The organism is Paracoccus fistulariae, from assembly GCF_028553785.1.
Taxonomy (GTDB): Bacteria; Pseudomonadota; Alphaproteobacteria; order Rhodobacterales; family Rhodobacteraceae; genus Paracoccus; species Paracoccus fistulariae.
In genome coordinates, this window is record NZ_CP067136.1 from 1,838,902 (window position 1) to 1,865,295 (window position 26,394).

Below are 26,394 nucleotides of genomic sequence, written 5' to 3' on the forward strand. Positions count from 1 at the left end.
ATGCCGCGATGAATATCTGGATGAAATCCGCCTCTGCCATCTGCCTGCTGGCCCTTGCCGCCTGCGCGCAGCCCGCGACCCAAACGACGCAGCAAGTGATTGACCCCTATGCGAATCTTGGAAATGGGGCCGTCTATCAGGGCAATCTTTCCGGCGGCACTCTGGGGTCAGAGGCGACGGCGCAATATTTCAACAGTCAGGTTGGCAATACGGTGCTGTTTGCCGCGAACCAGACCACGCTGACCGGCGACGCCCGCGCAATTCTGGCCCGTCAGGCAGGCTGGCTGAAACAGCACGGCACCTTCAGCGCCGTGGTTCAGGGCCATGCCGAGGAAACCGGCACCCGCGAATATAACCTTGCGCTTGGCGCGCGCCGCGCCAGCGCGGTGCAGGAATATCTGGTCTCTCAAGGGGTCGAGGCCGGGCGCATCCGCACGCTCAGCTTTGGCAAGGAACGCCCGGTCGAGGTCTGCTCGGACGAGGCGTGCTATGCCAAAAACCGCCGCGCCGTCACCGTGGTCAGCGAAACCGGGGTCGGATCATGATCAGACGGACCATTGCCGCCGCCTCACTTGCCGCGCTGATGGTCCTGCCGGGCATCGCCAGCGCCGATAACGCGAACTTGGCCGACCTGCGCGCCGATCTGGATCTGCTGCGCGGCGATGTACAACAGTTGCGGCGCGAGCTGGTGGCGTCGGGCGCGGCCGGTTATCAGGCTGCCGGGGGCGATGCGGCCATCGACCGGATGAATAATCTGGAACAGCAACTGGCCCGCGTCACCAACCAGACCGAACAGTTGCAGAACCGCATCAACCGCATCGTGCAGGATGGCAACCGCCGCGTCGCCGATATCGAATTCCGCCTGTGCGAGATGGATGAAAGCTGCGATCTGGCGGCGCTGACGACGCAGGATCTGGGCGGCCCTTCGGCGGGCGGTGTCAGCCATGTCGCGCCGGTGATCGCCCCTCCGCTGGAGAATTCGAAGGCGGCAACCGCGTCCGAACAGGCGGATTTCGACGCCGCCGCCAAGGTCATGGCAAATGGCGATTTCCGCCGCGCCGCGCAGATGTTCGGCGATGTGGCCGAAACCCATGCCGGCGGCCCGCTGACCGCCGAGGCGCTGTTCCTGCGCGGGGCATCGCTGGACAGCGCGGGCGATCACAAGGGCGCGGCGGCCGCATGGCTGGAAGGCTTCGCCGCCGATCCCGACGGCGCCCGCGCGGCTGAAAGCCTGTTGGGTATCGCACGAGTCATCGCCGATAATGACGACCCCGTGGCGGCCTGTCTGTATCTGGCCGAGATCCCGGCCCGCTTTCCCGGCAGCGCATCGGCCACCGAGGCCGAAACCCGGATGAGCAGGCTGGCCTGCGGCAGCAACGATCTGACCATGCCGACCGGCAGCCACCCATTCGATCCGGCAGCAAGTGGGATGGACCCGGAAGCGACGGCGGATCTGGCCGAACATAATTAAGGCCAATGCCCGCGAACCCCGCAGATCGCATTCACGCCGCGCTGGATCGTCTGGCGGGCGACGCCCCTGCCCTGGGGCTTGCGGTGTCGGGCGGGGGCGATTCTGTCGCCCTGATGCGGATCGCGCGGGAATGGGCCGGGGATCGCAAGCTGATGGTGGCGACCGTGGATCACGGTTTGCGCCCGGACAGCGCGGCAGAGGCGGCGCAGGTGGGCGACTGGTCCCGCGATCTGGACTTGCCGCATGAGGTGCTGCCCTGGCAGCGGGACGGTCAGACCGGAAACCTGATGGCCCAGGCGCGCGAGGCGCGGATGCGGCTGCTGTCAGATTGGGCGCGGCGGCACGGACTGGCCGCAGTGCTGCTTGGCCATACTGCCGATGATCAGGCCGAAACCCTGATGATGCGGCTGGCCCGGGGATCCGGCGTCGACGGTCTGTCGGCAATGGCCGAGACGCGCGAGGCGATGGGCATGCGCTGGCTGCGCCCGATGCTTCGGGTTCAGCGTGCCGAACTGCGCGACTGGCTGCGCGAACACGGCATTGACTGGATCGACGACCCCAGCAATGACAACAGCAATTTCGACCGGGTGCGCTTTCGTCAGGCGATCCAGTCGCTGCAGCTTGACGTCAGCGCGCTGGCCCGCACCGCCACCCATATGCAAGAGGCGCGGGACGCGCTGTGCCATGCCGCCCTGTCACTGTCCAAGGATGCGGTAATCGCGCGGGGTCGGCTGATTCTGTCGGGCCGCAGTTTTGGCAAGGCCCCGCAGGAAATTCGACGCAGGCTTCTGGTCGCTGCATGCAGATGGGTGACAGGTGCGGATTATCCGCCACGCCGCAATACGGTTCTGCACGCGCTGCAGGCGATCGAACTGGGCAATCGCGTCACGCTGGACGGCACGATGATCGACCCCGCCGCAGACCGCATCCGCATCGCCAGAGAGCCCGCAGCCGCCCTGCGCGCGCCGGATGCGACGGCAGGGATCTGGGATAATCGATGGAATATCAACAGCCTGCCCGACGGCCATCACATTGCCGCCCTTGGCACCGACAGCCTTGGACAGACATCATGGCGGCAATCGGGCCTGCCACGCGACGAAGCCGCCGCCAGCCCGGCCCTGTGGCTGGGCGAACAACTGGTCGCGGCGCCCCTTTTGCGCCCGCATCCCGGTCTGCGCATCTCGCCCACCCGTGACGCGGCAGATTTTCGCAGGCTGGTCTTGGCGCATTGAACCTCAGCCGATAATCCCTATTTTCTAATGAAACCAAATTCCGCCGGAGGAGCCTCTTTTGGGCAACGCACGCAATCTGGCCTTCTGGGCCGTCCTGTTCCTGATGATTTTTGCGCTGGTCAATCTGTTCAGCGACGGGACGGCCTCGATGAACAGTCGTCAGGTCAGTTATTCCGATTTCATCGAGCGCGTCGAAACCGATCAGGTCAGCGCCGCCACCATCGACGGTGAGGATATTACCTTCACCGGCTCTGACGGCACGCAATACATGACCGTCCGCCCCGAGGGCGAGGAAATCACCAGCCGCCTGATCGACAATGATGTCGATGTGAAGGTGATCAAGCAGGAGCAATCCGGCCTGATGTCCATGCTGGGCGTCTGGCTGCCCTTCATCCTGCTGATCGGCGTCTGGATCTTCTTCATGAACCGGATGCAGGGCGGCGGCAAAGGCGGCGCGATGGGCTTTGGCAAATCGCGGGCCAAATTGCTGACGGAAAAGCATGGCCGGGTGACCTTCGACGATGTGGCGGGCATCGACGAGGCCAAGGAAGAGCTGGAAGAAATCGTTGAATTCCTGCGCAATCCGCAGAAATTCAGCCGTCTGGGCGGCAAGATCCCCAAAGGGGCGCTGCTTGTCGGCCCTCCGGGGACGGGTAAGACCCTTCTGGCCCGCGCCATCGCGGGTGAGGCCGGCGTGCCCTTCTTTACCATCTCGGGTTCGGATTTCGTGGAAATGTTCGTCGGCGTCGGCGCCAGCCGTGTGCGCGACATGTTCGAACAGGCCAAGAAATCGGCCCCCTGCATTCTGTTCATCGACGAAATCGACGCGGTCGGTCGTGCCCGCGGCGTCGGCATCGGCGGCGGTAATGACGAACGCGAACAGACGCTGAACCAGCTTCTGGTCGAGATGGACGGTTTCGAGGCGAATGAGGGCATCATCATCGTCGCCGCCACCAACCGCAAGGACGTGCTGGACCCTGCCCTGCTGCGTCCGGGCCGCTTCGACCGCCAGATCCATGTCCCCAATCCCGACATCAAGGGCCGCGAAAAAATCCTGTCGGTTCACGCCCGCAAGGTACCGGTCGGCCCCGATGTCGATCTGCGCATCATTGCACGCGGCACGCCCGGCTTCTCGGGTGCGGATCTGATGAACCTGGTAAACGAGGCCGCACTGATGGCCGCCCGCATCGGCCGACGCTTCGTCAGCATGGAAGATTTCGAAAACGCCAAGGACAAGGTCATGCTCGGGGTCGAGCGCCGCTCTCTGGTGCTGACGCCCGAACAGAAGGAAAAGACCGCCTATCACGAGGCCGGCCACGCCATTGTCGGCCTGTCGCTGCCCAAATGCGACCCGGTCTACAAGGCGACGATCATCCCGCGCGGCGGCGCCCTTGGCATGGTCGTCAGCCTGCCCGAAATGGACCGGCTGAACTTCCACAAGGACGAAGCCAAGCAGAAGATCGCCATGACCATGGCCGGCAAGGCCGCCGAGATCATCAAATATGGCGAAGAGGGTGTCTCGAACGGCCCGGCAGGCGATATTCAGCAGGCCAGCCAGCTGGCCCGTGCCATGGTGATGCGGTGGGGCATGTCCGACAAGGTCGGCGCGGTCGACTATGCCGAGGCGCATGAGGGCTATTCCGGCAGCACCGGCGGCTTCTCGGTCTCGGCCGCCACCAAGGAACTGATCGAAGAGGAAGTCCGCGACCTCATTGAGGAAGGCTATCAAGAGGCCCGCCGGATCCTGATCGAGAAGAACGAGGAATTCGAACGTCTCGCACAGGGCCTCTTGGAATATGAAACCCTGACCGGGGAAGAGATCGGCAAGATCATCCGCGGCGAGGAACTGGGCGGCGATGACGACACGCCGGGCAGCACCATCCCTTCTGTCACGGCGATCCCGAAGGCGGGCAAGCCCAGCTCTCAGGGCGGCGATCCCGCACCGGCCTGATCCGCGACGACAGAAATCCCGACCCCGGCCAGAAGGCCGGGGTTTTTCTTTGCCGGAACGCCACTGCACCCTTGCCTCTGATGCATCTTTGGGTGCATGTGCGGCGCAGAAAAGCGAAGGCTCGCGATGACCCGACCCGACCAGATCAACGACATGGCGACCTTGCGCGCCCATATCGACGCGCTGGATGAACGGCTGATCGGCCTTTTGGCGGAACGCCATGCCCTGATCGACCGCGCGGCGCAGATCAAATCCGGCATCGGCTGGCCCGCCCGGATCGACGCAAGGGTCGAAGAAGTGGTCGCAAATACGCGCAAACATGCCGCGGCTGCCGGGCTGGACCCCGACCTGATCGAGCATATCTGGCGTCGGCTCATCGAAGCCGCCATCGCCCAGGAAGACCGCCACCTGAACGGAGACCGTGAATGACCGCCACCCTGATTGACGGCAAGGCCTTCGCCGCCACGCTGCGCGCCCGCATCGCAACCGAGGTGGCACAGATGAAGGATCACGGCATCACTCCGGGACTTGCCGTGGTGCTGGTCGGCGAAGATCCCGCAAGTCAGGTCTATGTCCGCTCCAAGGGCAAGATGACCCGCGAAGTCGGCATGAACTCCTATGAACACCGCCTGCCCGCCGAGACAGATCAAGACAGCCTGCTGAACCTGATCACCCGGCTGAACAACGATCCGGCAGTCAATGGCATCCTTGTCCAGCTGCCCCTGCCGAAACATCTCGATGAATCGCTGGTCATCAATGCCATCGACCCGGCCAAGGATGTCGATGGATTCCATATCCAGAATGTCGGTCTGCTGGCCACGGGGCAAAAGGCCATGGTGCCCTGCACGCCGCTGGGCTGCCTGATGCTGCTGCGCGACCGGCTGGGCAGCCTCTCGGGCAAGCGCGCGGTGATCATCGGCCGCTCGAATATCGTCGGCAAACCAATGGCGCAACTGCTGCTGCGCGACAGTGCCACCGTCACCATCGCCCATTCCCGCACGGAAAACCTGCCCGCCCTCTGCCGCGAGGCTGATATCCTCGTCGCCGCCGTAGGCCGCCCGAAAATGGTCAAGGCCGACTGGATCAAGCCGGGCGCCACGGTGATCGATGTGGGCATCAACCGCACCGATGACGGGCTTGTCGGAGATGTCGATTTCGCCGCCGCCCGGGAGGTCGCAGGCGCCATCACCCCCGTGCCGGGCGGGGTCGGCCCGATGACCATTGCCTGCCTGCTGGCCAATACGCTGACAGCCACCGCCCGCAGCAATGGACTGCCCGATCCGGACGGCCTGACGCCCTGAGTCTTCTTTGCTGAAATATCCCGGGGGAGCCGCCGACAGGCGGCGGGGGCAGCGCCCCCTATGTCCCGCGCGGTTTTGCCCGCATCGTCGGATCCGCTTGGGTCGGATCCTCGGGCCAGGGATGGCGCGGATAGCGCCCCCGCATGTCCTTGCGCACATCGGCATAGGAACTGGCCCAGAACCCCGGCAGATCGGTCGTCACCTGGACCGGCTTGCCGCCCGGAGATAACAGGCTGATCCGCAAGGGCCGCCCGCCCACCACCGGATGGCGGACCACGCCGAACAGCTCTTGCAGGCGCAGCTCGATCGAGGGCGTCTCGTGATCGTAATCGATCGGCACCTTGCGCCCCAAAGGCGTCACGAAATGCGCAGGCACCTGCTGATCCAGCATCTGCTGCCCGGCCCAGCCGATCCGCGCCTTCAAGGACTCGCTCAGATCCAGCGCCCGCAGATCCGAAAGGCTCCGCACCTGCCCAAGCCAGGGCAACAGCCACGTGCCATCGGCCAGAAGGCTGTCATCATCCACCGGGCCAAGCGCCTCCAGCAGCGCGATCCGCGCGCGCAGCCGCGCCGCCGCCCGGGTCCAGGGCAGACCGTTCAGACGCAGCCCCTCGAAAGCCGCGCGGGCGATATCCTCGGCCGGGGCGTCGGCCCAGATCCGGTCCGACAGCACCAGCGCGCCCAGACGCTCTTGCTCGCGCGCCATCACCCGGCCCTCGCGACGTGACCATTCGCAAAACCGGACGGCGTCGATCCGCTGAGCATGGATCGCCCGCAGATCAGCCTCGTCCACCGGGGCGGCAAGCCTGATCTTCGCCTCTCGCTGATCGCCATCCAGATCCAGCGCGACGATCAGACGTTGCGAGGCCAGCGGATCCTCGGACGCCATCACGGCCCCCTTCCCGCCTGACAGCACATAGCGCGGATCGTCCCCCTTGCGGCGCAATCCGATCCGGTCCGGATAGGCCAGCGCCGCCATCGCGCCGACAGACAGGCCCTCGGCCTCGGGCGCCGTCCGGCGCAGGCGCCGGGCCTCATCCCGCAACCGCTGCAGAGCGCCGCGATTGGCCTCCCACGGATGCCGCTGGGCAAATGCCTTCGGATCGCGGATCGCCTGCAGCCGCAGCGACAGATCGACCGGCGCGCCGCGCAGCGGATCGCGATCCGACAGAAGCGCCGCCAGATCCGCCGCCTCTCGCCCCGCGCGCAGCAGCATATGCCCGATGCGCGGATGCAGCGGCAGCCGTGCCAGCGCGCGCCCGTGATCGGTGATCCGGCCGTGATCGTCCAGCGCCTGCAGATCGCGCAGCAGGTTGCGGGCCTCGGTCATCGCGCCAACCGGCGGGGGCGTCAGAAAAGCCAGATCGCCCGGATCGGCGCCCCATGCGGCCAGTTCCAGCGCCAGACCGGCCAGATCCGCGACCGCGATCTCGGGCGGGGCAAAGGCGGGCAAGGCACCCTCCTCGGCCTGCGCCCACATCCGATAGCAGATCCCCGGCCCCACCCGGCCCGCGCGGCCCCGCCGCTGATCGGCCTCGGCCCGGCTGACACGCTCGGTCACCAGCCGCGACATGCCGCTGCCCGGATCAAAGCGTGCCCGCCGCGCGCGACCGGCATCGACCACCACCCGCACCCCCGGGATCGTCAGCGAGGTTTCGGCAATCGAGGTCGCCAGCACGATCCGCCGCCGGTCCCCCGGCGGGGCCAGCGCCGCCCGCTGCGCCCTGGCGTCCAGCGCGCCGTAAAGCGGCAACACCTCGCAATCCAGACCGGACAGCTGCGCCATGACGCGACGGATCTCTCCTTCCCCCGGCAGAAAGGCCAGGATCGAGCCGCCGGTCTTGCGGGTGTCCTGTTCTGCGCGTGCAATCAGCCGTGCGGCATCATCGACCAGCCGCGCCCCGCCCGGCAGGGGCCGGTCCAGCCAGCGCGTCTCGACCGGAAAGGCCCGCCCGTCCGATCGCAGGATCGGCGCATCGTCCAGCAGCGCCGCGACGGGTTCGGCCTCCAGCGTGGCCGACATGACCAGCAGGGCCAGATCCTCGCGCAGCGCGCCCCGCGCCTCCCAGACAAGGGCCAGCCCCAGATCGGCATTCAGGCTGCGTTCGTGAAATTCGTCAAAGATCACACAGCCGATCCCCTCAAGCGAGGGATCGGACTGGATCATCCGCGTCAGGATGCCTTCGGTCACGACCTCGATCCGCGATCCGGGCACCGATTCGCCCCTGATCCGGTAACCGACGCGCTGGCCCGGATCCTCGCCCAGCGTGGCGGCCATCCGTTCCGCCGCCGCCCGCGCCGCCAGCCTGCGTGGCTCCAGCATCAGGATCCGGCCCGCGATCTGATCCATCAGCGCCAAAGGCACCCGCGTCGTCTTGCCCGCGCCCGGCGGCGCGACCAGCACGGCGCGGCCATGCCGGGCCAGCGCGTCCCGCAGCGGCGGAATTGCATCTTCGATGGGCAGGCGGTCACTCATGCTGCGACTTAGCCCACAAGCCCCGCCAAACGCAACGCGGCGGCAGTTATCGCCACGGTGCTACAAATCCCTAAAATCCGAACTATTTATAGGGGGCTGCGTTCTGATACGCAGACAGATAGTGACGGGGACAGAATGAGTATCGGCAGCGATTTCATGCAGGGTCTGGGCCTTGCCGATCCGGTGATCCGGCTGGGCGTGACCGGCCTGTCGCGGGCGGGCAAGACCGTGTTCATCACCTCGCTTGTGGCGAATCTGATGGATCGCGGTCGGATGCATGCGCTGCGCGCCGCCGCCGATGGATCGCTGAAAACCGCCTGGCTGCAACCGCAGCCCGACGATACCGTGCCGCGTTTCGATTACGAACGCTATCTGGCCGCATTGACCGGCCCCGATGCGCATTGGCCCGATGGCACCCGCCATGTCAGCCAGCTGCGCCTGTCCCTGCGGATCGAGCGTCAGGGTCTGCTGTCAAGTTTTCGCGGACCGCAGACCGTTCATCTGGATATCGTCGATTATCCGGGCGAATGGCTTCTGGACCTGCGGCTGATGGAAAAGGATTTCAGCGAATGGTCGACCGAAGTGCTGGAGCGGATGCAAAACCGCCCCGGCGCCGATGCGTTCAAGGCCGCAATCGCCGCGCAGGGCAGCAATCCCGGCTTTGACGAACCGACGGCGCAGGCGCTGGCCGAAACCTATACTGCGCATCTGCAGGCGGCGCGTGAGGCAGGCTGGTCCGACTGTACCCCCGGCCGCTTCCTGATCCCCGGAGAGATGGCCGGCTCGCCCGCGCTGACCTTTGCGCCGCTGCCTGCCGATCTGGCGCAAAGTCGGCTCTATAAGGAATTCCGCCGCCGCTATGACGCCTACAAGTCGCGCGTGGTCAAACCGTTCTTTCGCGAACATTTCGCCAGGATCGACCGTCAGGTGGTGTTGATCGACGCTTTGGGCGCGATCCATCAGGGTCCACAGGCGGTCGAGGATATGCGCCGCGCGATGGCCGATGTGCTGACCGCCTTCCGCCCCGGACGCACCGGATGGCTGGCACAGCTTCTGGGCACACGTCGGGTCGAGCGGATCCTGTTTGCCGCCACCAAGGCCGATCACCTGAACCATGTGCAGCACAACCGGCTAACGGCCATCGTCTCGGCCATGCTGCGCGAGGCCCGCGACCGCGCCGATTTTTCGGGCGCGCGGACCGAGGCGATGTCGATTGCCGCCCTGCGCGCCACGACCGAGGATGTGATCCAGCAGGATGGCGAGGATCTGCCGGCTGTCCGGGGGCGCCTGCTGGATGGCCGTCAGGCGGTGCTTTACCCCGGCGAATTGCCCGCTGATCCGGCGGAATTGCTGCATCCGGCGCGCTCGGGCGCCGAAAAATGGCTGAACGGCGATTATTCGATCATGAATTTCGCCCCCGCCCCGATGACCCTGCGTGCAGGTGACGGCCCGCCCCATATCCGGCTGGACCGCGCCGCTGAATTCCTGATCGGAGACCGCCTGTGACCGATGATCCGAACCGCCGTCGCGGCCCCGTCCTGATCGAGATCGACACGCCCGAGCCGCAGGAACGGCGGCAGCCGCCGCAGCATCAGACCCGCGAGGCCGAGGATCAGCCCAACCCCGCCGATGCCCCGGTGATCGACGAGGCCAGCCCGGTTCTGCCGCGCCCGCGCACGATGGAGATGGTGACACGCCTTGTCGGTCGTCCGCCCTCGGCGCTGACCCGGCTGTTCATCAATTCCGGCGTGGCACTGCTGACCTTTCTTCTGTCGATCGCGGCGCTGGATTACATCAACCGGCTGCTGGACAGCTATCCCGTTCTGGGCTGGATCGCGGTCACGCTGTTTGCGCTGTTCACGCTGGCCGCGCTTGGCATGGCCTGGCGCGAATATCGCGCCTGGGCGCGCTTTGCCAAGATCGACGCGATCCAGCGGCAGGCCGGGGCGGCGCTGGAAAGCAGCGATCTGGACAAGGCCCGTCAGGTCACCGATCAGCTTCTGTCGCTGTATCATCGCAGGCCGGAACTGGACTGGAACCGCAAGCGGCTGTCGGACAATCGCGGCGATGCCTTTGACGCGCAGACCCTGCTGACCATGGCCGAAACCGAATTGATGGCGCAGCTGGATCAAGAGGCGCGGCGCGAGATCGAGGCCGCGTCGCGCACGGTCGCGGCGGCCACGGCGTTGATACCCTTGGCATTGGCCGATGTGGCCGCCGCGCTGGCGGCCAATCTGCGCATGATCCGGCGCATGGCCGAAATCTATGGTGGCCGGGCGGGCGCGGTCGGCGGATGGCGTCTGGCGCGCACCGTCATGACCCATCTTGTCGCGACGGGCGCCGTGGCGGCAGGCGACGACCTGATCCACACCGTCGCGGGTGGCGGCGTGCTGGCCAAGGTCAGCCGCCGCTTTGGCGAAGGCGTGGTCAATGGCGCCCTGACGGCCCGCGTCGGCGTCGCCGCGATGGAGGTCTGCCGCCCCCTGCCCTTCATCGCCCAGCCGCGACCCAAGGTCGGCAATCTGGTCACGCGCGGCTTGCGCGGGCTGTTCGGCGAAAGCGAGAAGGAATGATCCGCACATCTGGGCTGCACCTCTGACGCGTCAGGGGGCAGCAGGGATGTGCTCAAAGCGGCATCCCGTTGCCGCGGGAGGGTGGATCGCCCCTCCGGACACGCCACCAGCAATAAAGATTAAAGAATCGCCGCATTTATTGTAATATTATTTCTAAAAATTCTATTTCGAGGAAATAATGATGAAAAATAAATTGGTATTTGTCTTGGCCGGGGCAATCGCGGCCCTTACCCTGTCACCCGGCCACCCTGCGGCGCAAAGCTTCAGCGCCGGTGAGGCCGGCCGACTTAAAGGCACTGTGGGGACTTGCAACACCGACGCTGGCTGCAAGATCCTGGAACGCGCCTGCCTGAAAGCGAAGGGCACCTATCACGATGTCGAAGGCGAGGATCTGAAGGGCACCTGCACCACCGAGGACGAAAGCGAAACCGCCGGAACATCGGCGCAGCTTGCCATAGCGCCGCAGCGACAACAAAGCGGCGGCACGCAAGACCTTGCCGCGAAAACCGGCCCGGCAGAGGATTCCTTCTGCCATTCCGCGACATTTTGCGAGGTGCTGAAGCAGGTCTGCCCGACCTCGGGCGGAACCTACAAGGATCTGCCCGGCGGCGGCGTCTGCAAAGATCCCGAATAGGCCCGCGCCCGACCGGTTATCGCAGCCGCTGCCCTTCGGCATCGAAGCGGAAGGCGCGGCTTTGATCGGGGGTCAGCCAGACCGTGTCGTCCACCGGGTGATCATGTTCGCCGAATTGGCGCACCGTCAGCAGGCCATGATCCTCGGTCCGGATATAGGTCAGCGTTTCGCCGCCCAGCTTTTCAAGATGGCTGACACGGCCTTCGATCTGCCCGCTTTCGGCGGAAATCGACAGATGTTCGGGCCGGATGCCCAGCGTGTCAAAATTCAGCCCCAGCCTGTCGGCCTTCAGGAAATTCATCTGAGGAGAGCCGATAAAGCCCGCCACGAAGGTATTATCCGGATCATTATACAGATCCATCGGCCGGCCCACCTGCTCAACCCGGCCCGCGCGAAGAACGACGATCTTGTCGGCCAGCGTCATCGCCTCGACCTGATCATGGGTGACATAGATCATCGTCGCGCCCAGTTCGCGGTGCAGGCGTGCGATCTCGATCCGGGTGGCGACACGCAAGGCCGCATCCAGGTTCGACAGCGGTTCGTCAAACAGGAACAGCTTGGGCGTGCGCACGATGGCGCGGCCAATCGCGACCCGCTGCCGCTGCCCGCCCGACAGTTCTGACGGCCGCCGCTCCATCAGCGGCTCCAGCGCCAGCATGGCGGCAGCCTTGTCGGCGGCGGATGCGATGTCAGCCTTGGCCACACCCGCCTGCTTCAGCGCCAACCCCATATTGTCGCGCACGGTCAGATGCGGATAAAGCGCATAGCTTTGGAACACCATCGCGATCTCGCGTTTCGCGGGGGGCAGATCGTTGATCCGCGCGCCGTCAATCGCAACATCGCCCGAGGTCACATCCTCAAGCCCCGCGATCATGCGCAAAAGCGTGGACTTGCCGCAGCCTGAAGGCCCGACGAAGACGCAGAATTCGCCATCCTCGACCGACAGATCGACACCCTTGATGACGTCGGTCTTGCCAAAGGCCTTGGTGACATTGGACAGGGTCAGGGCTCCCATTGGGGTCTCCTTCAGAGTTTCACGGGCGCGCCGCTGCGCACGCTTTCATCGGCGGCAAGGCAGACGGCCAGCGACCTGATGGCGTCGGTCATGTGACGGCTCAGATCCAGTTCTTCGGTAATGGCGCGGGCAACGAAGGCCTGTTCGGCATCGCAAAGCTGCTGATGCCCCGGCTCATCCGCCATCGAGATATCGGCCTGCGCCTGCCCGACACGATGCAGCCGCAGGGTCGAGGTCCGGGTATGCGTGTCGATATCATCGGATCGCGCATCCTCGGGCATGCGGATCGACACCGCGCCCGCCGGGCTGACGACATCCTTCACGAAGAACGCGGTATCGGACATCATCGGCCCCCAGCCGGCCTCGTACCAGCCGACCGAGCCATCGTCGAACAGCACCTGAAAATGGCCGTAATTATACATGTCCTCGGCAATCTCATCCGACAGGCGCAGGCCCATGCCCCGAACCTCGACGGGCGCGGCATCGGTGATCTGGCACATGACATCGACATAATGGACGCCGCAATCGACGATGGGAGCGGTCGTCCGCATCAGCGCCTTGTGCACCTCCCATGTCGGCCCGCTGCTTTGCTGGTTCAGGTTCAGGCGAAAGACATAAGGCCCGCCCAGATCGCGCGCCTCGGCAATCAGGCGCTGCCAGCTTGGATGGTGGCGCAGGATATAGCCCACGATCAGCTTCCGCCCGGTCGCGCGCGCGCAATCCACCACGCGCTGCGCATCCACCACTGTCGTCGCCAGCGGCTTTTCGACAAAGACATGCGCCCCGGCCTTCATTGCGGCTTCGGCGTAATCGGCATGGCTGTCGGAATAGGTCGCGACGCAGACCAGATCCGGTGTCAGCCGCTCCAGCGCCTCGGCGCAATCCCGGCTCAGCGGATAGGCCTGCAATTCGGGCGGCAGATCGGGCTGGCTGCGGTTGACCAGACCCACGATCTGAAATTCGGGGCTGTCGTGATAGGCCAGCGCATGGCTGATGCCCATATTGCCCAGCCCGACGACCAGAACACGGATCATTTCACCGCCCCCGCCGTAATCCCGCGGATCAACTGACGCGAGAAGATCAGATACAGCACCAGCACCGGCACGATGGCCAGACCAAGCGCCGCCAGAACCGCGTTCCAGTTGGTCACGAACTGCCCGATAAAGACCTGACTGCCCAGGGTGATCGTCTTCGTCTCCTCGGACGGGGCAAGGATCAGCGGGAACCACAGATCGTTCCAGATCGGGATCATGGTAAAGACCGCAACCGTCGCCATGGCAGGCCGCACCAAAGGCAGCACCAGACGGAAGAAGATGCGATATTCGCTCAGACCGTCGATCCGGCCCGCATCCTTCAGATCCGCGGACACGCTGCGCATGAATTCCGACAGGATGAACACCGCCAGCGGCAGGCCCTGCGCGGTATAGACCAGGATCAGCGCCGTCAGCGTGTTCACAAGGCCCGAGGCCACCATCATCTGCAGGATCGCCACCGTGCCCAGCCGGATCGGGATCATGATCCCAAGTGCCAGATACAGACCCATCAGGCTATTGCCGCGAAACCGGTATTCCGACAGCGCAAAGGCCGCCATCGCCCCGAACAGCAACACGAAAAACAGGCTGCCCACGGTGACGGTCATCGAATTCAGGAAATACTGAAAGAAATCTCCCTGCTTCAGCACCGTCTGATAGCCGATCATGTCGAAGGTCTCGGCCGAGGGCAGTGCCAACGGATCGGCAAAGATCGCGCGCCGCGACTTGAAGCTGTTGATCACGATCACAAAGACCGGAAACAACGCGATCAGCGTATAAAGGATCAGGATGCCATGGGCAGCGATGCTGCGGCCTGTGGAATGACGTGCGCTCATCATGTCACCTCAGAACTGATAGCGGCGCAGCCGCGTCTGGATCGCGAAAAGATACAGGCAGACCCCGACCAGGATGATCCCGAACATGGCCGTCGCAATGGTCGCGCCCATATGGGGATCGCCCAGCTGCAACTGAAAGCCAAAGAAGGTCCGGTACAGGAATGTCCCCAGAATATCGGTCGAGAAATTCGGCCCCGCCAGCGCGCCCTGCGACACATAGATCAGATCGAAGGCGTTGAAGTTGCCGACAAATGTCAGGATCGAGATAATCCCGATCGAGGGCAGGATCAGCGGCAGCTTGATCTTCCAGAATTGCGACCAGCCGGTGACGCCATCCATCTCGGCCGCCTCGATCACCTCATCGGGGATAGACAGCAGGGCGGCATAGATCAGCATCATCGGGATGCCCACGAATTGCCAGACAGAGATCAGCGCCAGCGTTGTCAGCGCATATTCCTCCTTGCCCAGCCAGGGGGCGAACAGGCTCTTCAGCCCGACCGCATCCAGCATGCCCGGCGCGATCCCCCAGATCGGCGACAGGATCAGCTTCCAGACAAAGCCCACGATCACGAAACTCAGGATCGTCGGAATGAAGATCGCGGTCCGGTAAAACGCCGCGCCACGCAGCCGGGGCGATGACAGCAAAGCCGCCAGCGCCACCCCGATCGGGTTCTGCACCAGCATATGGACCAGAAAGAACCAGGCGTTGTTGCCAAGCGCATTCCAGAAGGCCTCGGACCAGCGCGGATCGCCGAACAGCGTCGCAAAATTGCCCAGGCCGACGAAAATCCGGTTGCCGTCCTCAAGGTTGAACAGCGACAGATTCAGCGTGCCGATCAGCGGCACGATCATGATCGCAGTATAGACCAGCACCGCGGGCGCCAGAAATACCGCAATATGCCAGCGAAACGGCTGCCGCTGTGCCATGGCTCACCTCATCTTCTGTGTGCAAATATCCTCGGGGGTCCGGGGGCAGACAGCCCCCGGCCTTGGCCGGGCCGTCAGGCCCGGCAAGCAACCGTCACTGCTGCGGCTCGTACCAGGATGCCAAACCTTCCTGCAAACGCGCAGCCGCATCTTCGGGCGTCTCCGCGCCGGTGATCACATTGGCGCCGGCATTCCAGGTCTCGTTTTCAAGGTTCGGCGTGCCGCGCGACAGAATCTGATAGGTCGAGCGGATCGTCGGCTCGCAGCTCTCACGCCAGCTGACGAATTCCTGCGCGACCGGGTTTTCCATCTCGACCGGCGTCGAATTCATCGCGAAGAACCCCGGCAGGGCATTGGCATACAGCGTCGCGAATTCGGCCGAGCCGACCCAGTCCAGGAAGGTCCGCACCTCTTCGGGATGCGCGGTCTTGGCATTCATGCCCATCGCGATATCGGTGTGATCGCTGATATAACAGGTATCGCCCTCGGCTGCGACCGGCGGGGGGAAGGCGCCCATTTCAAAGGCACCCTCGATCTGCGGCCCAAAGACGCCGATCTCCCAGGATCCGGTCGGATAGATCGCGGCGCGGCCCAGGGTGAACAGGTTCTGGCTGTCGGGATAGGTCTGCGCCTCGAACCCGTCGCCCAGATACTCCTGCCAGCGCGCCAATTGGCGCAGCGGCTCGACCCAGCCTTCATCGGTCAGCTTCTGCGTGCCCTCGATCAGCGCCTTGCGCCCCTCTTCACCCTTCCAATAGGTCGGGCCGATATTCTGATAGCCCATGGTCGCGGCCTCCCACTGATCGGCGGTGCCCATCGCCATCGGGATATAGCTGCCATCTTCCTTGATCTTGTCCAGAACGGCATAGAATTCATCCACCGTCTTCGGCGGCTCAAGGCCCAGTTCCTCGAAGGCGGTCTTGTTATACATGAAGCCGTGAATGACCGAGGCCATCGGCACGCAGAAGGTCGCGCTGCCATCGTCGGTCTGCCAGGCCGATTTCGCTACATCCGAGAAATTGGCCATCGCCGCCAGATCGGTCAGATCGGCCAGCTGCCCCTTGTTATACAGCTCAAGCGAGGCATCGAAGGGCCGGCAGGTGATCAGATCGCCCGCGGATCCCGCATCCAGCTTGGAATTCAGCACCGCGTTATATTCGGCAGGCGCCGTCGGTGCGAAATTGATCCTGATGCCGGGATTGGCCGCCTCGAAGGCCGGAATGATCGTGTCCTGCCAGATCGACAGATCGTCATTGCGCCAGCTTTCAATGGTCAGCGTCACATCCTCGGCCGAGGCCGCGCCCGCGATCACCGTGCTGGCCAGAAGCGCCAGACAAAGCCTATGTTTCATGTTCTTCTCCCTGGTAGCGGGCCTTTTGCTGGCCCTTTTCAACAGCATCCTCAGCCCAGCAAAGGCTCCAGATGCCCGTCACTTTCCGCAAGCGCGACCTGTGCACGCTCGGGCTCCATTCCCCTTGCGACCAGAATCGCCTGCTTGACCGCGCCCTTGGTGGCGATCAGCGCGGCTTCGGCCATATCGGCCGAGACCTCGGCGATCTCGCTGACGATCCGGGCGGCCCGGCGCACCAGCTTGGCATTATCGGCGATGACATTGACCATATAGCCGTCATGGACATGGCCAAGGCGCACCGCCATCAGAACGGAAAACATGTTCAATGCAACCTTCTGCGCGGTGGCCGCCCCCATCCGGGTCGAACCCGCAACCAGTTCGGCCCCGGTATCCAGCAGGATCGGAATATCGCTGTAGAGATGCAAGGGCGCCTCTGTCGCATTGGCCATCCCGACCACGACCACGCCCCGCGCCCGTGCAGCCTCGGCAATGGCCATCGCATAGGGCGTCGTGCCCGATGCTGTCAGCACGATCACCATATCGCCGGTCGACAGATCGGCCGCATGGAAATCCGCCTGCGCCATCGCGGCATCATCTTCGGCACTTCCCCGCAGGCGGATCAGGCTTTCAGCGCCGCCCGCGAACATCATCGGGGTCTGCTCGGGCGCGACACCGAACGTGCCGGCCAGTTCCAGGCAATCCGCCAGCGCCATCAGGCCCGAGCTTCCCGCCCCGGCATAGCCAACCTTGCCGCCCCGCGCCAGGATTTCAGCCGCCGTATCCGAGGCCCTTGCAATATCGGCAAAGGCCGGACGAACGGATTCCACGGCTGCCCGCTGCGCATCCAGCAGGGCCGCCAGAATGACATCTGCCGAACGGCGATGCAGCCCCAGTGACGCTGAATGGCGGGCTTCGGTACTGCGTTCAACCATGCGATTCCCCCTCTCATGTCCATAATAATGCCAAAGCAATACCAATTACAAGCATTTTATCACTATCGCGTGTAAATCGTGCAAAATCAGGAAAATATCGCCGAATACAACTTTCCTCTTTCTTTTTGGTATTGTTTTGGTATCAATACGCCATGGAGGCCTAAATGACATTGTTTCTGGGAATCGATGGCGGCGGCACGGGATGCCGGGTCGCGCTGGCCACGGCGGATGGCACAATTCTGGGCCGCGGAACAGGCGGCCCGGCCAATATCAATACGGATGTCGAGGGCGCGGCCCGCAATATCCTCAGCGCCACCGCCGAGGCGCTGACGGAAAGCGGCACCCCCCCTTCCGAACTGATCGTGACCATGGGGCTGGCCGGCGGCACCATTACGGCAGCCGCGACAAAGCTGATCACGCTGCTGCCCTTTGCGCAGATGCAGGTCGTCAACGATGCCATCACGGCCACGCGCGGTGCGCTTGGGCCCGATGACGGCATCCTTGCGGCGATCGGCACCGGATCGGTTTTCGCGATCCAGCATGGGGGGCAGGTGCAGCAATTCGGCGGCCGGGGCTTTCTGCTGGGGGATGAGGGCAGCGGCGCGGTCATGGGCCGCAAGCTGCTGTCGGATGCGATGCGGGCGGCGGATGGCTTTCTGGTGATGACGCCGCTTCTGAAATCGACGCTGAAACGGCTGGGCGGGATCGAGGGCATCATCGCCTTTGGCAACAAGGCCACCCCGGCCGAATTCGCCAGCTTCGCGCCCCGCATCGTGAATTCCGACGATCCCGCCGCCATGCGTATCTTTGGCCGCGCGGTCGAGGATATCCGCTATGCCCTGACCGTCCTGCAGCGCGGGCGCAATCTGCCGGTGGTGTTCACCGGCGGACTTGGCCCCTCTTTCGCGGAAGAGCTTTACGGCCCCTGGCCCATCAGATCGGCCCAAGGCGACGGCGTCGATGGCGCCCTGCTGATGGCCCGCCAGATGAAGGGTGCGGCATGACGGATCTGTTCTCTACCAAGGATTTCGGCGATACCAGCGCCGGGCCGCTTTACCTGCAACTGCATCGCCGCATCGTCGAGGCCATCGCCTCGGGGCGGCTGAAGCCCGGCGATCACCTGCCCCCCGAACGTGAGATGGCCGCGCAGACCGGGCTGTCCCGCGTCACCGTACGCAAGGGGATCGAGGCGCTGGTCGCCTCGGGGCGGCTGGTCCAGCGGCGCGGCTCGGGCACCTTTGTCGCGCATCGGGTGGAAAAGCTGGAACAGGCGCTGTCGCTGCTGACCTCATTCACCGAAGACATGGCCCGGCGCGGCAAAGAGGTTCACAGCCAATGGCTGTCGCGCGGGCTGTACACCCCGGCCCCGGAAGAGGTCATGGCGCTTGGGCTGGGCACCAGCGATCAGGTGACGCGGCTGGAACGCGTCCGCAGTTCGGACGGGGTGCCGCTGGCGATCGAGCGCGCGTCCCTGTCGGCCAGGGTGCTGCCCGATCCCGATATCATCGACTCATCGCTATATGCGGCGCTGGAAAAGCTGGGCAAGCGGCCGGTGCGCGCGGTCCAGCGCATCTCGGCCACGAATCTGACGCCCAAGGATGCCGATCTGCTCAGCGTCGTGCCGGGCGTCGCGGGGCTGAAGATCGAGCGGGTGTCCTATCTGGACAACGGGCAGGTCGTCGAATTCACCAGATCAATCTATCGCGGCGATGCCTATGATTTCGCCGTCGAACTGAAACTGGCCCCCAAGGCCAAAGAGGATCAGACATGACCCAAAGCCATATGGCCCGCGAAGTGGCCGAGATCCCGCAGGTCGCGGCGCTGTTTCTGGAAAAATCCCGCCCCGCCATTCAGGCCGCGGCTGCGGCGCTGCGCAAGATCGATCCGCATGTCATTGCCACGGTCGCACGCGGGTCGTCCGATCATGCCGCCGCCTATCTGAAATACGCGATCGAACTGTCGGCCGGGGTGCCGGTGGCCTCGGTGGGACCGTCCATCGCCTCGATCTATCAGCGGCAATTGCGATTGGCGGGCGCTGCCTGCATCGGCGTGTCGCAATCCGGCCAAAGCCCTGATATCGTGAAGATGATGAGCTCCAGCACCGAAAGCGGCGCGCTGACCATCGCGATCACCAATTACAGCCAAAGCCCGATGGCCGAGGTATCGGACCATTGCCTGACCCTGCATGCGGGGGAAGAGAAAAGCGTGGCGGCGACCAAGACCTATGTGACCTCGATCCTGGCAGGCATCGCGCTGCTGGCGGAATGGCAGCAGGATACCGCCCTGCGCGACGCCGTCGCCGCCATGCCCGAGGCGCTGGCAGGGGCCGTGGCGCTGGACTGGTCGCCGCTGGCCGCCCGGCTGGCGCGGGCGCAGCACGCCTTTGTCCTGGGGCGCGGGGCCAGTTTCGCCGTCGCCAATGAGGCCGCGCTGAAGATGAAGGAAACCTCGGGCATCCACGCCGAAGCCTATAGCGCGGCCGAGGTCCTGCACGGCCCCGCCGCCATCGTGCAGGCGCATTTCCCGGTACTGGCGCTTGGGGTCGAGGATGCCGCCCTGCCGCAGCTGACAGCCACCGCCACCCGTCTGGCCAGACAGGGGGCGGATGTCTTTGTCACCGGCGCGGATGTGACCGGCGCGACGCGGCTGCCATCGGTGCCCGACCTGCATCCGCTTCTGGCGCCGCTGGCGCTGGTCGTCAGCTATTACAGATGCGTCGAGGAACTGGCCCGGCGTCGCGGATTTGACCCCGACACGCCGCCGCATCTGCGCAAAGTGACGGAGACAACCTGATGCGGCATATCCTGACCGGCGCGCGGATCTTTGACGGGACGCGTCTCTTGGACAATCACGCGCTGGCTCTGGATGGCGATGTGATCGAGGCGATCCTGCCCGCCGATCAGGCGCCTGCGGACGCCACGTCGGTGGCGGGCATCATCATGCCGGGCTTTGTCGATCTGCAGGTGAATGGCGGCGGCGGGCTGATGGTGGATGGGCAGACCGATGCCGAGGTGTTGCGCCAGATCTGCGCCACCCATCTGCGCCTTGGCTGCGCGGGCATCCTGCCGACGCTGATCACCGACACCCCCGCCGCGACCGAACAGGTCATCGCCGCCGGGGTGCAGGCCGCGCGCGAGAATGTGCCGGGCTTTCTGGGTCTGCATCTGGAAGGTCCGCATCTGGATCCGCGTCGCAAGGGCGCCCATGATCCGCACCTGATCCGGCCGATGGGCGACGCCGATCTCAGCCGCATGACCGAGGCCGCGCAGCAGATGCCGGTGCTGATGGTCACGCTGGCGCCGGAAGCGGCGACGCCCGGCCAGATCTCGGCGCTCAGCGAGGCCGGGGTCATCGTCAGCCTTGGCCACAGCGATTGCAGCCTTGACACGGCGCGCGAGGCGCAATCGGCGGGCGCCCGCTTCACCACCCATCTGTTCAACGCGATGAGCCAGATGGGCCACCGCGAACCCGGCATGGTGGGCGCGGCGCTGACCGGCGATGGCTTTGTCGGGCTGATCGCGGATGGCATCCATGTCCATCCGGCGGCGATGCAGGTGGCGCTGGCCGCGCGACCATCTGGCGTGGTTCTGGTCAGCGACTGCATGGCCTTTGCGGGCACCGACCTGACCCAGATGACGCTGAATGACCGCCCCGTGCTGCGCCGCGACGGGCGGCTGACGCTGACCGATGGCACCTTGGCGGGTGCCGATCTGCGGCTGGACCGGGCCATTCAGGTGCTGGTCGATCAGGTCGGCATCCCGCTGGATCGGGCACTGGCCATGGCAACCAGCGAACCGGCCCGCGCGGTGGGCCTTGGCGGACGCCTTGGCCATCTGGCCCCCGGACGCGCCGCCGACCTGCTGCTGCTGGACAGCAGCCTGACGCTGAAGGGCATCTGGCAGGACGGCGGCTGGCAGCGCCCCCTGCCCGCCTGACGCGCGGACGAAACCGGCTGGCCCATGGCGCGAAATCCGGTTAGGGATCGGGCGTGCATCAGGGGATTGCCATGCAGAAAGTCACATTGCCCGAGCGACCGAACTGGCGCGAGACCGCAGAAGAGGTCGGCTTTACCTTCGCCGACATGCATGGCGAACCCTATTGGGATGAAAGCTCGGCCTATCAGTTTTCGCTGGCCGAGGTGGAAAACGATATCGAGGACCCCTCGACCGAGCTTCATGCCATGTGCCGCGAGGCGGTCGAACATATCCTGTCCAGCGACGCGCTGATCGCCCGCATGGGCATTCCCGAAGCCTATCACGATCTGGTCGCCGATAGCTGGCGCCGGAACGAGCCAGAGATCTATGGCCGCTTCGATCTGGCCTATGATGGCAACGGCCCTGCCAAATTGCTGGAATATAATGCCGATACGCCGACATCGCTGTATGAAAGCGCCTCGTTTCAGTGGCAATGGCTGGAAGATCAGCTGGCTGCGGGCGTACTGCCCGGGGGGGCCGATCAATTCAACGGCATCCACGAAGCGCTGATCGAGCGTTTTCGCGGGTTGTTCGACCCGAACACCGATCTGCACTTCACCGCCATTGGCGGCAATACCGAAGATTATGCCACGGTCGAGGCGATGGGCTGGGCCGCGCGCGAGGCGGGCATGGGCGCCCATTACACCGATCTGGAAAAGATCGGCGTCACAAAGGACGGCCAGTTCGTCGATGATCAGGACCGGATCATCGGCACGCTGTTCAAGCTTTATCCCTGGGAAGACCTGCTGCGCGAGGATTACGCCCGCCATATCGCGGGCTCTGGCGCGCTGTTTCTGGAACCCGCCTGGAAGGCGCTGGTGTCGAACAAGGGGCTTCTGCCGGTGCTGTGGCAGATGTTCGAAGGCCATCCGAACCTGCTGCCGGCCTTCTTTGCCGATGACGTGGCCGATGCGCTGGTCGCGGGGCAAAAGCCGGTCCCGGCCGTGGCCGCATCCTTTGACCGCGCAGCCGATGCGATCCGCGCGGGCCATGTGGTCAAACCGCTGTTTTCACGCGAAGGTGCCTCGATCAGCATCGTGGAAAACGGGGATGTGACCGAAACCTCGCCCAATAACGACTATGATGACCATCCCAAGATCGTGCAGGCGCTGGCGACGCTGCCGGATTTCGATGGCTTTCATCCCATCATCGGATCCTGGGTCGTCGGCGGCACCTGCGTCGGCATGGGCCTGCGCGAGGATCGCGCGCGCATCACGCAGGATCTGTCGCGCTTCAAACCGCATTTCATTATCGACTAAGCCGCCCGAGGAGAGATTATGAGAAAACGTTCCAGAACCGTCGCATTGACCATCCTTGGCGCAGCCTCATTCGCAATCGCGGGCTGTCGTGACGAACAGGTCCAGGCCGAAGCCTTTCCCGATCTGGCCACATGTGAGGCGCAGGCGAAAAGCGAAGGTCTGTTCACCGTCGATCAATGCGCCGAAGCCTTCGCCCAGGCCGAAACGTTGCATGTCGAATCCGCCCCGCGCTATGACAGCCTTGCCGTTTGCGAGGAACAGCACGGCGTCGGCAATTGCGGATCCGAGCAGGATCAGGTCAGCAATGGCGGCTCGGGCAGCATCTTCATGCCGCTGCTGGCGGGCTATCTGATCGGCAGCATGCTGGGCAATGCCGGGCGTGGAATGGCCGCAGCGCAGCCGATGTATAACAACGGCCGGGGCGGCTTTACCAATGCCACGCGGACCTCGAATTTCAATTCGAATTCCGGGCGCGGCACGCTGAACAGCCAGCAATTCACCCGCCCCGCCCGCACCATGGGACAGGCCCCGATGAGCCGCGCACAGGCCACATCGCGCAGCGGTTTCGGCAGCCGCTCGGGCAGCCGCGTGGGCGGCTAAGCCCTAGCCGTGATGCGCCTGTGAATCGGCGGGCGCCTGTTCGCGGTCATTCATCCCGTAATCGCGCATCACATGGGCGATGCGCAGGCGGTAATCGTCAAAGACACCGCCGCGCCCCTCGGCCTGCGCCTTGCGGTGCCGGGCCATCCGGCGCCAGCGATCCAGCGCCGCCTCGTCCTCGAAAAAGGACACGGACAGCATCTTGCCGGGGTCGGTGATGCTCTGAAATCGCTCGACCGAGATAAACCCCTCGACCTGATCCAGAATGGGGCGCAGATCGGCCGCGATATCCAGATAGTGGTCGCGCTGCCCGTCACGCGGCCAGACTTCGAAAATAACGGCGATCATCAGACATCCCCCTGCGTACCCGAGGCCAGTTTCAAAAAGGTCCGGTCCTCACGCAAGATAAATTTTTCAGCCTGTGCAAAATCATAGTTCTGGCGGCCCAGCGGATCGGCGGCCAGCCTTGCGCGATAGGCTTCGTATTCGGCCAGGCTGGCGATGTTATAGATGCCGTAAGCCAGCGTCGACGACCCCTCATGCGGGGCGAAATAGCCGATCAGATCGGCGCCGCAGCGCGGGATCGCCTGCCCCCAGTTCCGGGCGTAGCGGATGAAATCGGGCCTTTTTCGTCGGATCGATCTGATAACGGATCACACAAGTCAGCATCGCGGGTTCCTTTCATTGCCGCCCCGGTGATAGCGCATTGATCGGCGTTTATGCTTCGGCTATCGTCGAACTATGAAAGACGGCCCCGATATCTCTCTCATTGCCAGCCTGATCGGCGACCCGGCGCGGGCGAATATGCTGACCGCGCTGATGTCGGGCAAGGCGCTGACCGCAACCGAACTGGCGGCAGAGGCGGGCGTGACCCCGCAAACCGCCAGCACGCATCTGGCGCGGCTGGAACAGGGCGGCCTGTTGCGGTTTCGCAAACAGGGGCGGCACAAATACGCCACGCTGGCCAGCGCCGATGTCGCGCAGCTCTTGGAGATGCTGATGGGCATTGCCGCGCAGGCGGGCCATACGCGCAGCCGCACCGGCCCGCGTAATCAGGCGCTGCGCGAGGCGCGCGTCTGCTATAACCATCTTGCGGGCACGCGCGGGACGCAGATCTTCGATCACCTGATCGGGCGCGGCCTGCTGATCGAACAGGGTGACGACCTGAGCCTGAGCCTGAGCCTGACCCCGCCCGGCCAACAGTTCATGCGCGATTTCGGCATCGATCTGGCGGCGCTGGATCGCGGCCGCAGCCCGCTGTGCCGCGCCTGTCTGGATTGGAGCGAGCGGCGCTCCCATCTGGCGGGCAGTCTGGGACGCGCGCTGCTGTCGCGGATCGAGGATCTGGGCTGGGCAAGACGCGACCGCGACACCCGGATCGTCAGCTTCACCCCGATGGGACAGCGCAGCTTTGACGCGCTGTTCGGCTAATCCGCCAACGGACATTCGGCGCGCAATTGCGCGATGCTGGTGACGCCCAGCAGGGCCATATCGCGATCGACCTCTTCGGCCAGCAGGGCAATGGCATGGCGCAGCCCCGCCAGCCCATCCGTCGCCGCCGCATACAGAAACGGCCGACCGACCAGCGTGAAATCCGCACCCAATGCCAGCGCCTTCAGCACATCGGTGCCGCGCCGGATGCCGCCATCCACGATCAGCGGCAGGTCAGGCACCGCCGCCCGCACCGCAGGCAGCGCCCGGATCGCCGAAATCGTGCCATCCAGCTGCCTGCCGCCGTGGTTGGACAGGATCACCGCATCGCAGCCCGCATCCCGCGCGCGGATCGCATCATCGGGATGCAGCACGCCCTTGACCAGCAGCTTTCCGGGCCAATTCGCGCGGATATAATCGATATCGGCCCATGACAGCCGGTCCCGCGCAATGGTCGAGCGGACCAGATCGCGCGAAAACAGCGGCGGGCCCTGCACGGCCTCCATATTCTCGAAATGCGGCATGCCGCGGGCGCGGATTTCGCGCGCCAGCGTGCCCAGCGTCCAGCGCGGATGGGTGAGGCCCTGCCAGACAAGCTGCGGCGTCACCCGGAAGGGGGCGTCAAAGCCATTACGGGCATTGTTTTCACGATTGGCGGCCACGGGCACATCGCCGGTCACCACCAGATTGCGATAGCCCGCCGCCAGAAGCCGATCCAGAAGCGGCGCGATGCGCGCCCGGTCGCCGGGGATATAGCATTGGAACCAGCCGCTGCCGCCCTCTTGCGCGACACGTTCCAGCGGGGTCAGAGAGGCCGCCGAACAGATCGCGAAACTGCCTGCCTGCGCCGCCCCCCGCGCCAGCACCACATCGCCGTCATAGGCGGCCAGCGCGCTGAAGCCCATCGGCGCAATGGCGAAGGGCAGGCGGTAGTCCTGACCCAGCAGGCTCAGCCCCTGATCGCGGCCGGACACATCGCGCAGCACCCGGGGCACAAAGGCCAGCGCGTCCAGATCGCGGCGATTGGCGGTCAGGCTGGCGTCACGCTCGACCCCGCCGCTGACATAGCCAAAGATCGACAATGGCAGCTTGCGCCGGGCACGGGTTTCGAAATCGCGCAGCGACAGGACGCGGCGCAGATGCCAGGGCACGGTGACGGGCTTGCGCCGGGCAATCGCAACCGAAGAGGCTTCACGCATCCGACCGCGCCCCTATGCGTCGGGATCGCGCTGCACGAACAGCTGATAGGCCAGATAAAGCCCCGCCGCACCGAACAGGATCGCCCAGAACGGGCTGCCATTATACAGTTCCACCCCCGCCCAGACCAAGGGCAGCGTGACGCAAAGAACGCGCACCCACAGGGGCCTGAAGAAAGGGGAATTCGGGTCAACCAGCATCTT

General features: G+C 64.8%; 26 protein-coding genes and 1 pseudogene. 16 read left to right on the forward strand and 11 right to left on the reverse strand.

All coding sequences use genetic code 11. The features are described 5' to 3' along the window. Nucleotides 1–8: 8 nt before the first annotated feature. The 6 genes from pal to folD all read left to right on the forward strand — a co-directional run bounded on the left by pal (nucleotide 9) and on the right by folD (nucleotide 5,955). A complete protein-coding gene (gene pal / locus JHX87_RS09075) occupies nucleotides 9–545 on the forward strand; it encodes a peptidoglycan-associated lipoprotein Pal (RefSeq protein ID WP_271886492.1) in 537 nt (178 codons plus the stop codon). Next, entirely contained in the window at nucleotides 542–1,471 is a 930-nt protein-coding gene (locus JHX87_RS09080) for a tol-pal system YbgF family protein (RefSeq protein ID WP_271886491.1), read from the forward strand. Before pal ends, JHX87_RS09080 begins: the two co-directional genes overlap by 4 nt. Nucleotides 1,472–1,476: 5 nt before the next feature. Next, nucleotides 1,477–2,703 carry a tRNA lysidine(34) synthetase TilS gene (gene tilS / locus JHX87_RS09085; protein WP_271886490.1) on the forward strand — a complete coding sequence of 409 codons (1,227 nt, stop codon included), beginning with the start codon at nucleotides 1,477–1,479 and terminating at the stop codon, nucleotides 2,701–2,703. A gap of 58 nt (nucleotides 2,704–2,761) precedes the next feature. After that, a complete protein-coding gene (ftsH, locus tag JHX87_RS09090) occupies nucleotides 2,762–4,654 on the forward strand; it encodes an ATP-dependent zinc metalloprotease FtsH (protein WP_271886489.1) in 1,893 nt (630 codons plus the stop codon). A gap of 126 nt (nucleotides 4,655–4,780) precedes the next feature. Continuing rightward, nucleotides 4,781–5,083: a chorismate mutase gene (locus JHX87_RS09095; protein ID WP_271886488.1), complete on the forward strand. Its 303-nt coding sequence runs from the start codon at nucleotides 4,781–4,783 to the stop codon at nucleotides 5,081–5,083. Continuing rightward, the gene (gene folD / locus JHX87_RS09100) at nucleotides 5,080–5,955 is read left to right on the forward strand and encodes a bifunctional methylenetetrahydrofolate dehydrogenase/methenyltetrahydrofolate cyclohydrolase FolD (RefSeq protein WP_271886487.1); all 876 of its coding nucleotides are present in this window, start codon (nucleotides 5,080–5,082) and stop codon (nucleotides 5,953–5,955) included. The genes JHX87_RS09095 and folD overlap by 4 nt, the downstream gene beginning before the upstream one ends. 58 nt (nucleotides 5,956–6,013) lie before the next feature. On the opposite strand, the gene hrpB is transcribed toward folD, so the two are convergent. Further along, nucleotides 6,014–8,431: an ATP-dependent helicase HrpB gene (gene hrpB / locus JHX87_RS09105; protein WP_271886486.1), complete on the reverse strand. Its 2,418-nt coding sequence runs from the start codon at nucleotides 8,429–8,431 to the stop codon at nucleotides 6,014–6,016. Nucleotides 8,432–8,566: 135 nt separating this feature from the next. Here hrpB and JHX87_RS09110 point away from each other — a divergent pair, with 135 nt between their 5' ends. From JHX87_RS09110 to JHX87_RS09120, 3 genes are all read left to right on the forward strand, one after another. Next, nucleotides 8,567–9,937 (forward strand): YcjX family GTP-binding protein, encoded by a 1,371-nt coding sequence (locus JHX87_RS09110; protein ID WP_271886485.1) that lies wholly within the window; start codon nucleotides 8,567–8,569, stop codon nucleotides 9,935–9,937. Beyond that, a complete protein-coding gene (locus JHX87_RS09115; RefSeq protein ID WP_271886484.1) occupies nucleotides 9,934–11,004 on the forward strand; it encodes a YcjF family protein in 1,071 nt (356 codons plus the stop codon). Before JHX87_RS09110 ends, JHX87_RS09115 begins: the two co-directional genes overlap by 4 nt. Before the next feature lie 181 nt (nucleotides 11,005–11,185). Beyond that, nucleotides 11,186–11,638 carry a hypothetical protein gene (locus JHX87_RS09120; RefSeq protein ID WP_271886483.1) on the forward strand — a complete coding sequence of 151 codons (453 nt, stop codon included), beginning with the start codon at nucleotides 11,186–11,188 and terminating at the stop codon, nucleotides 11,636–11,638. A gap of 16 nt (nucleotides 11,639–11,654) precedes the next feature. Here JHX87_RS09120 and JHX87_RS09125 read toward each other — a convergent pair whose 3' ends face one another. From JHX87_RS09125 to JHX87_RS09150, 6 genes are all read right to left on the reverse strand, one after another. After that, the gene (locus JHX87_RS09125; protein WP_271886482.1) at nucleotides 11,655–12,653 is read right to left on the reverse strand and encodes an ABC transporter ATP-binding protein; all 999 of its coding nucleotides are present in this window, start codon (nucleotides 12,651–12,653) and stop codon (nucleotides 11,655–11,657) included. An 11-nt stretch (nucleotides 12,654–12,664) separates the two neighbouring features. Continuing rightward, the gene (locus tag JHX87_RS09130) at nucleotides 12,665–13,687 is read right to left on the reverse strand and encodes a Gfo/Idh/MocA family protein (RefSeq protein ID WP_271886481.1); all 1,023 of its coding nucleotides are present in this window, start codon (nucleotides 13,685–13,687) and stop codon (nucleotides 12,665–12,667) included. Next, a complete protein-coding gene (locus tag JHX87_RS09135) occupies nucleotides 13,684–14,523 on the reverse strand; it encodes a carbohydrate ABC transporter permease (protein WP_271886480.1) in 840 nt (279 codons plus the stop codon). The genes JHX87_RS09130 and JHX87_RS09135 overlap by 4 nt, the downstream gene beginning before the upstream one ends. A 6-nt stretch (nucleotides 14,524–14,529) precedes the next feature. Continuing rightward, entirely contained in the window at nucleotides 14,530–15,447 is a 918-nt protein-coding gene (locus JHX87_RS09140) for a carbohydrate ABC transporter permease (RefSeq protein WP_271886479.1), read from the reverse strand. Nucleotides 15,448–15,541: 94 nt separating this feature from the next. Further along, nucleotides 15,542–16,798, reverse strand: coding sequence for an ABC transporter substrate-binding protein (locus tag JHX87_RS09145; RefSeq protein ID WP_271886478.1), 1,257 nt, complete (start codon nucleotides 16,796–16,798; stop codon nucleotides 15,542–15,544). 50 nt (nucleotides 16,799–16,848) lie between these two features. Continuing rightward, the gene (locus tag JHX87_RS09150; RefSeq protein ID WP_271886477.1) at nucleotides 16,849–17,730 is read right to left on the reverse strand and encodes an N-acetylmuramic acid 6-phosphate etherase; all 882 of its coding nucleotides are present in this window, start codon (nucleotides 17,728–17,730) and stop codon (nucleotides 16,849–16,851) included. Nucleotides 17,731–17,894: 164 nt separating this feature from the next. Here JHX87_RS09150 and JHX87_RS09155 point away from each other — a divergent pair, with 164 nt between their 5' ends. The 6 genes from JHX87_RS09155 to JHX87_RS09180 all read left to right on the forward strand — a co-directional run bounded on the left by JHX87_RS09155 (nucleotide 17,895) and on the right by JHX87_RS09180 (nucleotide 23,563). Beyond that, nucleotides 17,895–18,734: a glucosamine kinase nucleotide-binding domain-containing protein gene (locus JHX87_RS09155; RefSeq protein WP_271886476.1), complete on the forward strand. Its 840-nt coding sequence runs from the start codon at nucleotides 17,895–17,897 to the stop codon at nucleotides 18,732–18,734. Next, a complete protein-coding gene (locus JHX87_RS09160) occupies nucleotides 18,731–19,501 on the forward strand; it encodes a GntR family transcriptional regulator (RefSeq protein WP_271886475.1) in 771 nt (256 codons plus the stop codon). The genes JHX87_RS09155 and JHX87_RS09160 overlap by 4 nt, the downstream gene beginning before the upstream one ends. Further along, the gene (locus JHX87_RS09165; protein WP_271886474.1) at nucleotides 19,498–20,523 is read left to right on the forward strand and encodes an SIS domain-containing protein; all 1,026 of its coding nucleotides are present in this window, start codon (nucleotides 19,498–19,500) and stop codon (nucleotides 20,521–20,523) included. Before JHX87_RS09160 ends, JHX87_RS09165 begins: the two co-directional genes overlap by 4 nt. Continuing rightward, nucleotides 20,523–21,665 carry an N-acetylglucosamine-6-phosphate deacetylase gene (gene nagA / locus JHX87_RS09170; RefSeq protein WP_271886473.1) on the forward strand — a complete coding sequence of 381 codons (1,143 nt, stop codon included), beginning with the start codon at nucleotides 20,523–20,525 and terminating at the stop codon, nucleotides 21,663–21,665. The genes JHX87_RS09165 and nagA overlap by 1 nt, the downstream gene beginning before the upstream one ends. Before the next feature lie 71 nt (nucleotides 21,666–21,736). Then, entirely contained in the window at nucleotides 21,737–22,963 is a 1,227-nt protein-coding gene (locus JHX87_RS09175) for a glutathionylspermidine synthase family protein (RefSeq protein ID WP_271886472.1), read from the forward strand. Nucleotides 22,964–22,981: 18 nt separating this feature from the next. Continuing rightward, on the forward strand, nucleotides 22,982–23,563 hold the full coding sequence (locus JHX87_RS09180) for a DUF1190 domain-containing protein (RefSeq protein ID WP_271886471.1): 582 nt from the start codon (nucleotides 22,982–22,984) through the stop codon (nucleotides 23,561–23,563). Between the two features lie 3 nt (nucleotides 23,564–23,566). Here the strand turns inward: JHX87_RS09180 and JHX87_RS09185 are convergent, their stop codons facing one another. Both JHX87_RS09185 and JHX87_RS09190 read right to left on the reverse strand, forming a co-directional pair. Beyond that, a complete protein-coding gene (locus JHX87_RS09185) occupies nucleotides 23,567–23,911 on the reverse strand; it encodes an antibiotic biosynthesis monooxygenase family protein (RefSeq protein WP_271886470.1) in 345 nt (114 codons plus the stop codon). Further along, a pseudogene (locus tag JHX87_RS09190) lies at nucleotides 23,911–24,232 on the reverse strand (NIPSNAP family protein). The gene JHX87_RS09185 and the pseudogene JHX87_RS09190 overlap by 1 nt, the downstream one beginning before the upstream one ends. A 72-nt stretch (nucleotides 24,233–24,304) precedes the next feature. Between JHX87_RS09190 and JHX87_RS09195 the strand changes: the two are divergent. After that, complete coding sequence (locus JHX87_RS09195; protein WP_271886469.1) at nucleotides 24,305–24,994, forward strand: ArsR/SmtB family transcription factor; 690 nt, start codon at nucleotides 24,305–24,307, stop codon at nucleotides 24,992–24,994. Here JHX87_RS09195 and JHX87_RS09200 read toward each other — a convergent pair. Both JHX87_RS09200 and JHX87_RS09205 read right to left on the reverse strand, forming a co-directional pair. Beyond that, nucleotides 24,991–26,193, reverse strand: coding sequence for an alpha-hydroxy acid oxidase (locus tag JHX87_RS09200; protein WP_271886468.1), 1,203 nt, complete (start codon nucleotides 26,191–26,193; stop codon nucleotides 24,991–24,993). The genes JHX87_RS09195 and JHX87_RS09200 overlap by 4 nt on opposite strands. Nucleotides 26,194–26,205: 12 nt before the next feature. Further along, complete coding sequence (locus tag JHX87_RS09205; protein ID WP_271886467.1) at nucleotides 26,206–26,391, reverse strand: hypothetical protein; 186 nt, start codon at nucleotides 26,389–26,391, stop codon at nucleotides 26,206–26,208. Nucleotides 26,392–26,394 lie beyond the last annotated feature (3 nt).

Excerpts from the sequence above, each read along its gene's own strand:
- nagA (WP_271886473.1), top strand. The coding sequence starts at position 20,523 with ATGCGGCATATCCTGACCGGCGCGCGGATCTTTGACGGGACGCGTCTC.
- JHX87_RS09140 (WP_271886479.1), bottom strand. The coding sequence starts at position 15,447 with ATGGCACAGCGGCAGCCGTTTCGCTGGCATATTGCGGTATTTCTGGCG.
- JHX87_RS09095 (WP_271886488.1), top strand. The coding sequence starts at position 4,781 with ATGACCCGACCCGACCAGATCAACGACATGGCGACCTTGCGCGCCCAT.
- JHX87_RS09185 (WP_271886470.1), bottom strand. The coding sequence starts at position 23,911 with ATGATCGCCGTTATTTTCGAAGTCTGGCCGCGTGACGGGCAGCGCGAC.
- JHX87_RS09180 (WP_271886471.1), top strand. The coding sequence starts at position 22,982 with ATGAGAAAACGTTCCAGAACCGTCGCATTGACCATCCTTGGCGCAGCC.
- JHX87_RS09175 (WP_271886472.1), top strand. The coding sequence starts at position 21,737 with ATGCAGAAAGTCACATTGCCCGAGCGACCGAACTGGCGCGAGACCGCA.
- tilS (WP_271886490.1), top strand. The coding sequence starts at position 1,477 with ATGCCCGCGAACCCCGCAGATCGCATTCACGCCGCGCTGGATCGTCTG.
- JHX87_RS09205 (WP_271886467.1), bottom strand. The coding sequence starts at position 26,391 with ATGCTGGTTGACCCGAATTCCCCTTTCTTCAGGCCCCTGTGGGTGCGC.
- JHX87_RS09110 (WP_271886485.1), top strand. The coding sequence starts at position 8,567 with ATGAGTATCGGCAGCGATTTCATGCAGGGTCTGGGCCTTGCCGATCCG.
- folD (WP_271886487.1), top strand. The coding sequence starts at position 5,080 with ATGACCGCCACCCTGATTGACGGCAAGGCCTTCGCCGCCACGCTGCGC.
- JHX87_RS09195 (WP_271886469.1), top strand. The coding sequence starts at position 24,305 with ATGAAAGACGGCCCCGATATCTCTCTCATTGCCAGCCTGATCGGCGAC.
- JHX87_RS09135 (WP_271886480.1), bottom strand. The coding sequence starts at position 14,523 with ATGATGAGCGCACGTCATTCCACAGGCCGCAGCATCGCTGCCCATGGC.
- hrpB (WP_271886486.1), bottom strand. The coding sequence starts at position 8,431 with ATGAGTGACCGCCTGCCCATCGAAGATGCAATTCCGCCGCTGCGGGAC.
- JHX87_RS09200 (WP_271886468.1), bottom strand. The coding sequence starts at position 26,193 with ATGCGTGAAGCCTCTTCGGTTGCGATTGCCCGGCGCAAGCCCGTCACC.
- JHX87_RS09080 (WP_271886491.1), top strand. The coding sequence starts at position 542 with ATGATCAGACGGACCATTGCCGCCGCCTCACTTGCCGCGCTGATGGTC.
- JHX87_RS09125 (WP_271886482.1), bottom strand. The coding sequence starts at position 12,653 with ATGGGAGCCCTGACCCTGTCCAATGTCACCAAGGCCTTTGGCAAGACC.
- JHX87_RS09165 (WP_271886474.1), top strand. The coding sequence starts at position 19,498 with ATGACCCAAAGCCATATGGCCCGCGAAGTGGCCGAGATCCCGCAGGTC.
- JHX87_RS09155 (WP_271886476.1), top strand. The coding sequence starts at position 17,895 with ATGACATTGTTTCTGGGAATCGATGGCGGCGGCACGGGATGCCGGGTC.
- JHX87_RS09120 (WP_271886483.1), top strand. The coding sequence starts at position 11,186 with ATGAAAAATAAATTGGTATTTGTCTTGGCCGGGGCAATCGCGGCCCTT.
- JHX87_RS09160 (WP_271886475.1), top strand. The coding sequence starts at position 18,731 with ATGACGGATCTGTTCTCTACCAAGGATTTCGGCGATACCAGCGCCGGG.
- JHX87_RS09150 (WP_271886477.1), bottom strand. The coding sequence starts at position 17,730 with ATGGTTGAACGCAGTACCGAAGCCCGCCATTCAGCGTCACTGGGGCTG.
- JHX87_RS09130 (WP_271886481.1), bottom strand. The coding sequence starts at position 13,687 with ATGATCCGTGTTCTGGTCGTCGGGCTGGGCAATATGGGCATCAGCCAT.
- pal (WP_271886492.1), top strand. The coding sequence starts at position 9 with ATGAATATCTGGATGAAATCCGCCTCTGCCATCTGCCTGCTGGCCCTT.
- JHX87_RS09145 (WP_271886478.1), bottom strand. The coding sequence starts at position 16,798 with ATGAAACATAGGCTTTGTCTGGCGCTTCTGGCCAGCACGGTGATCGCG.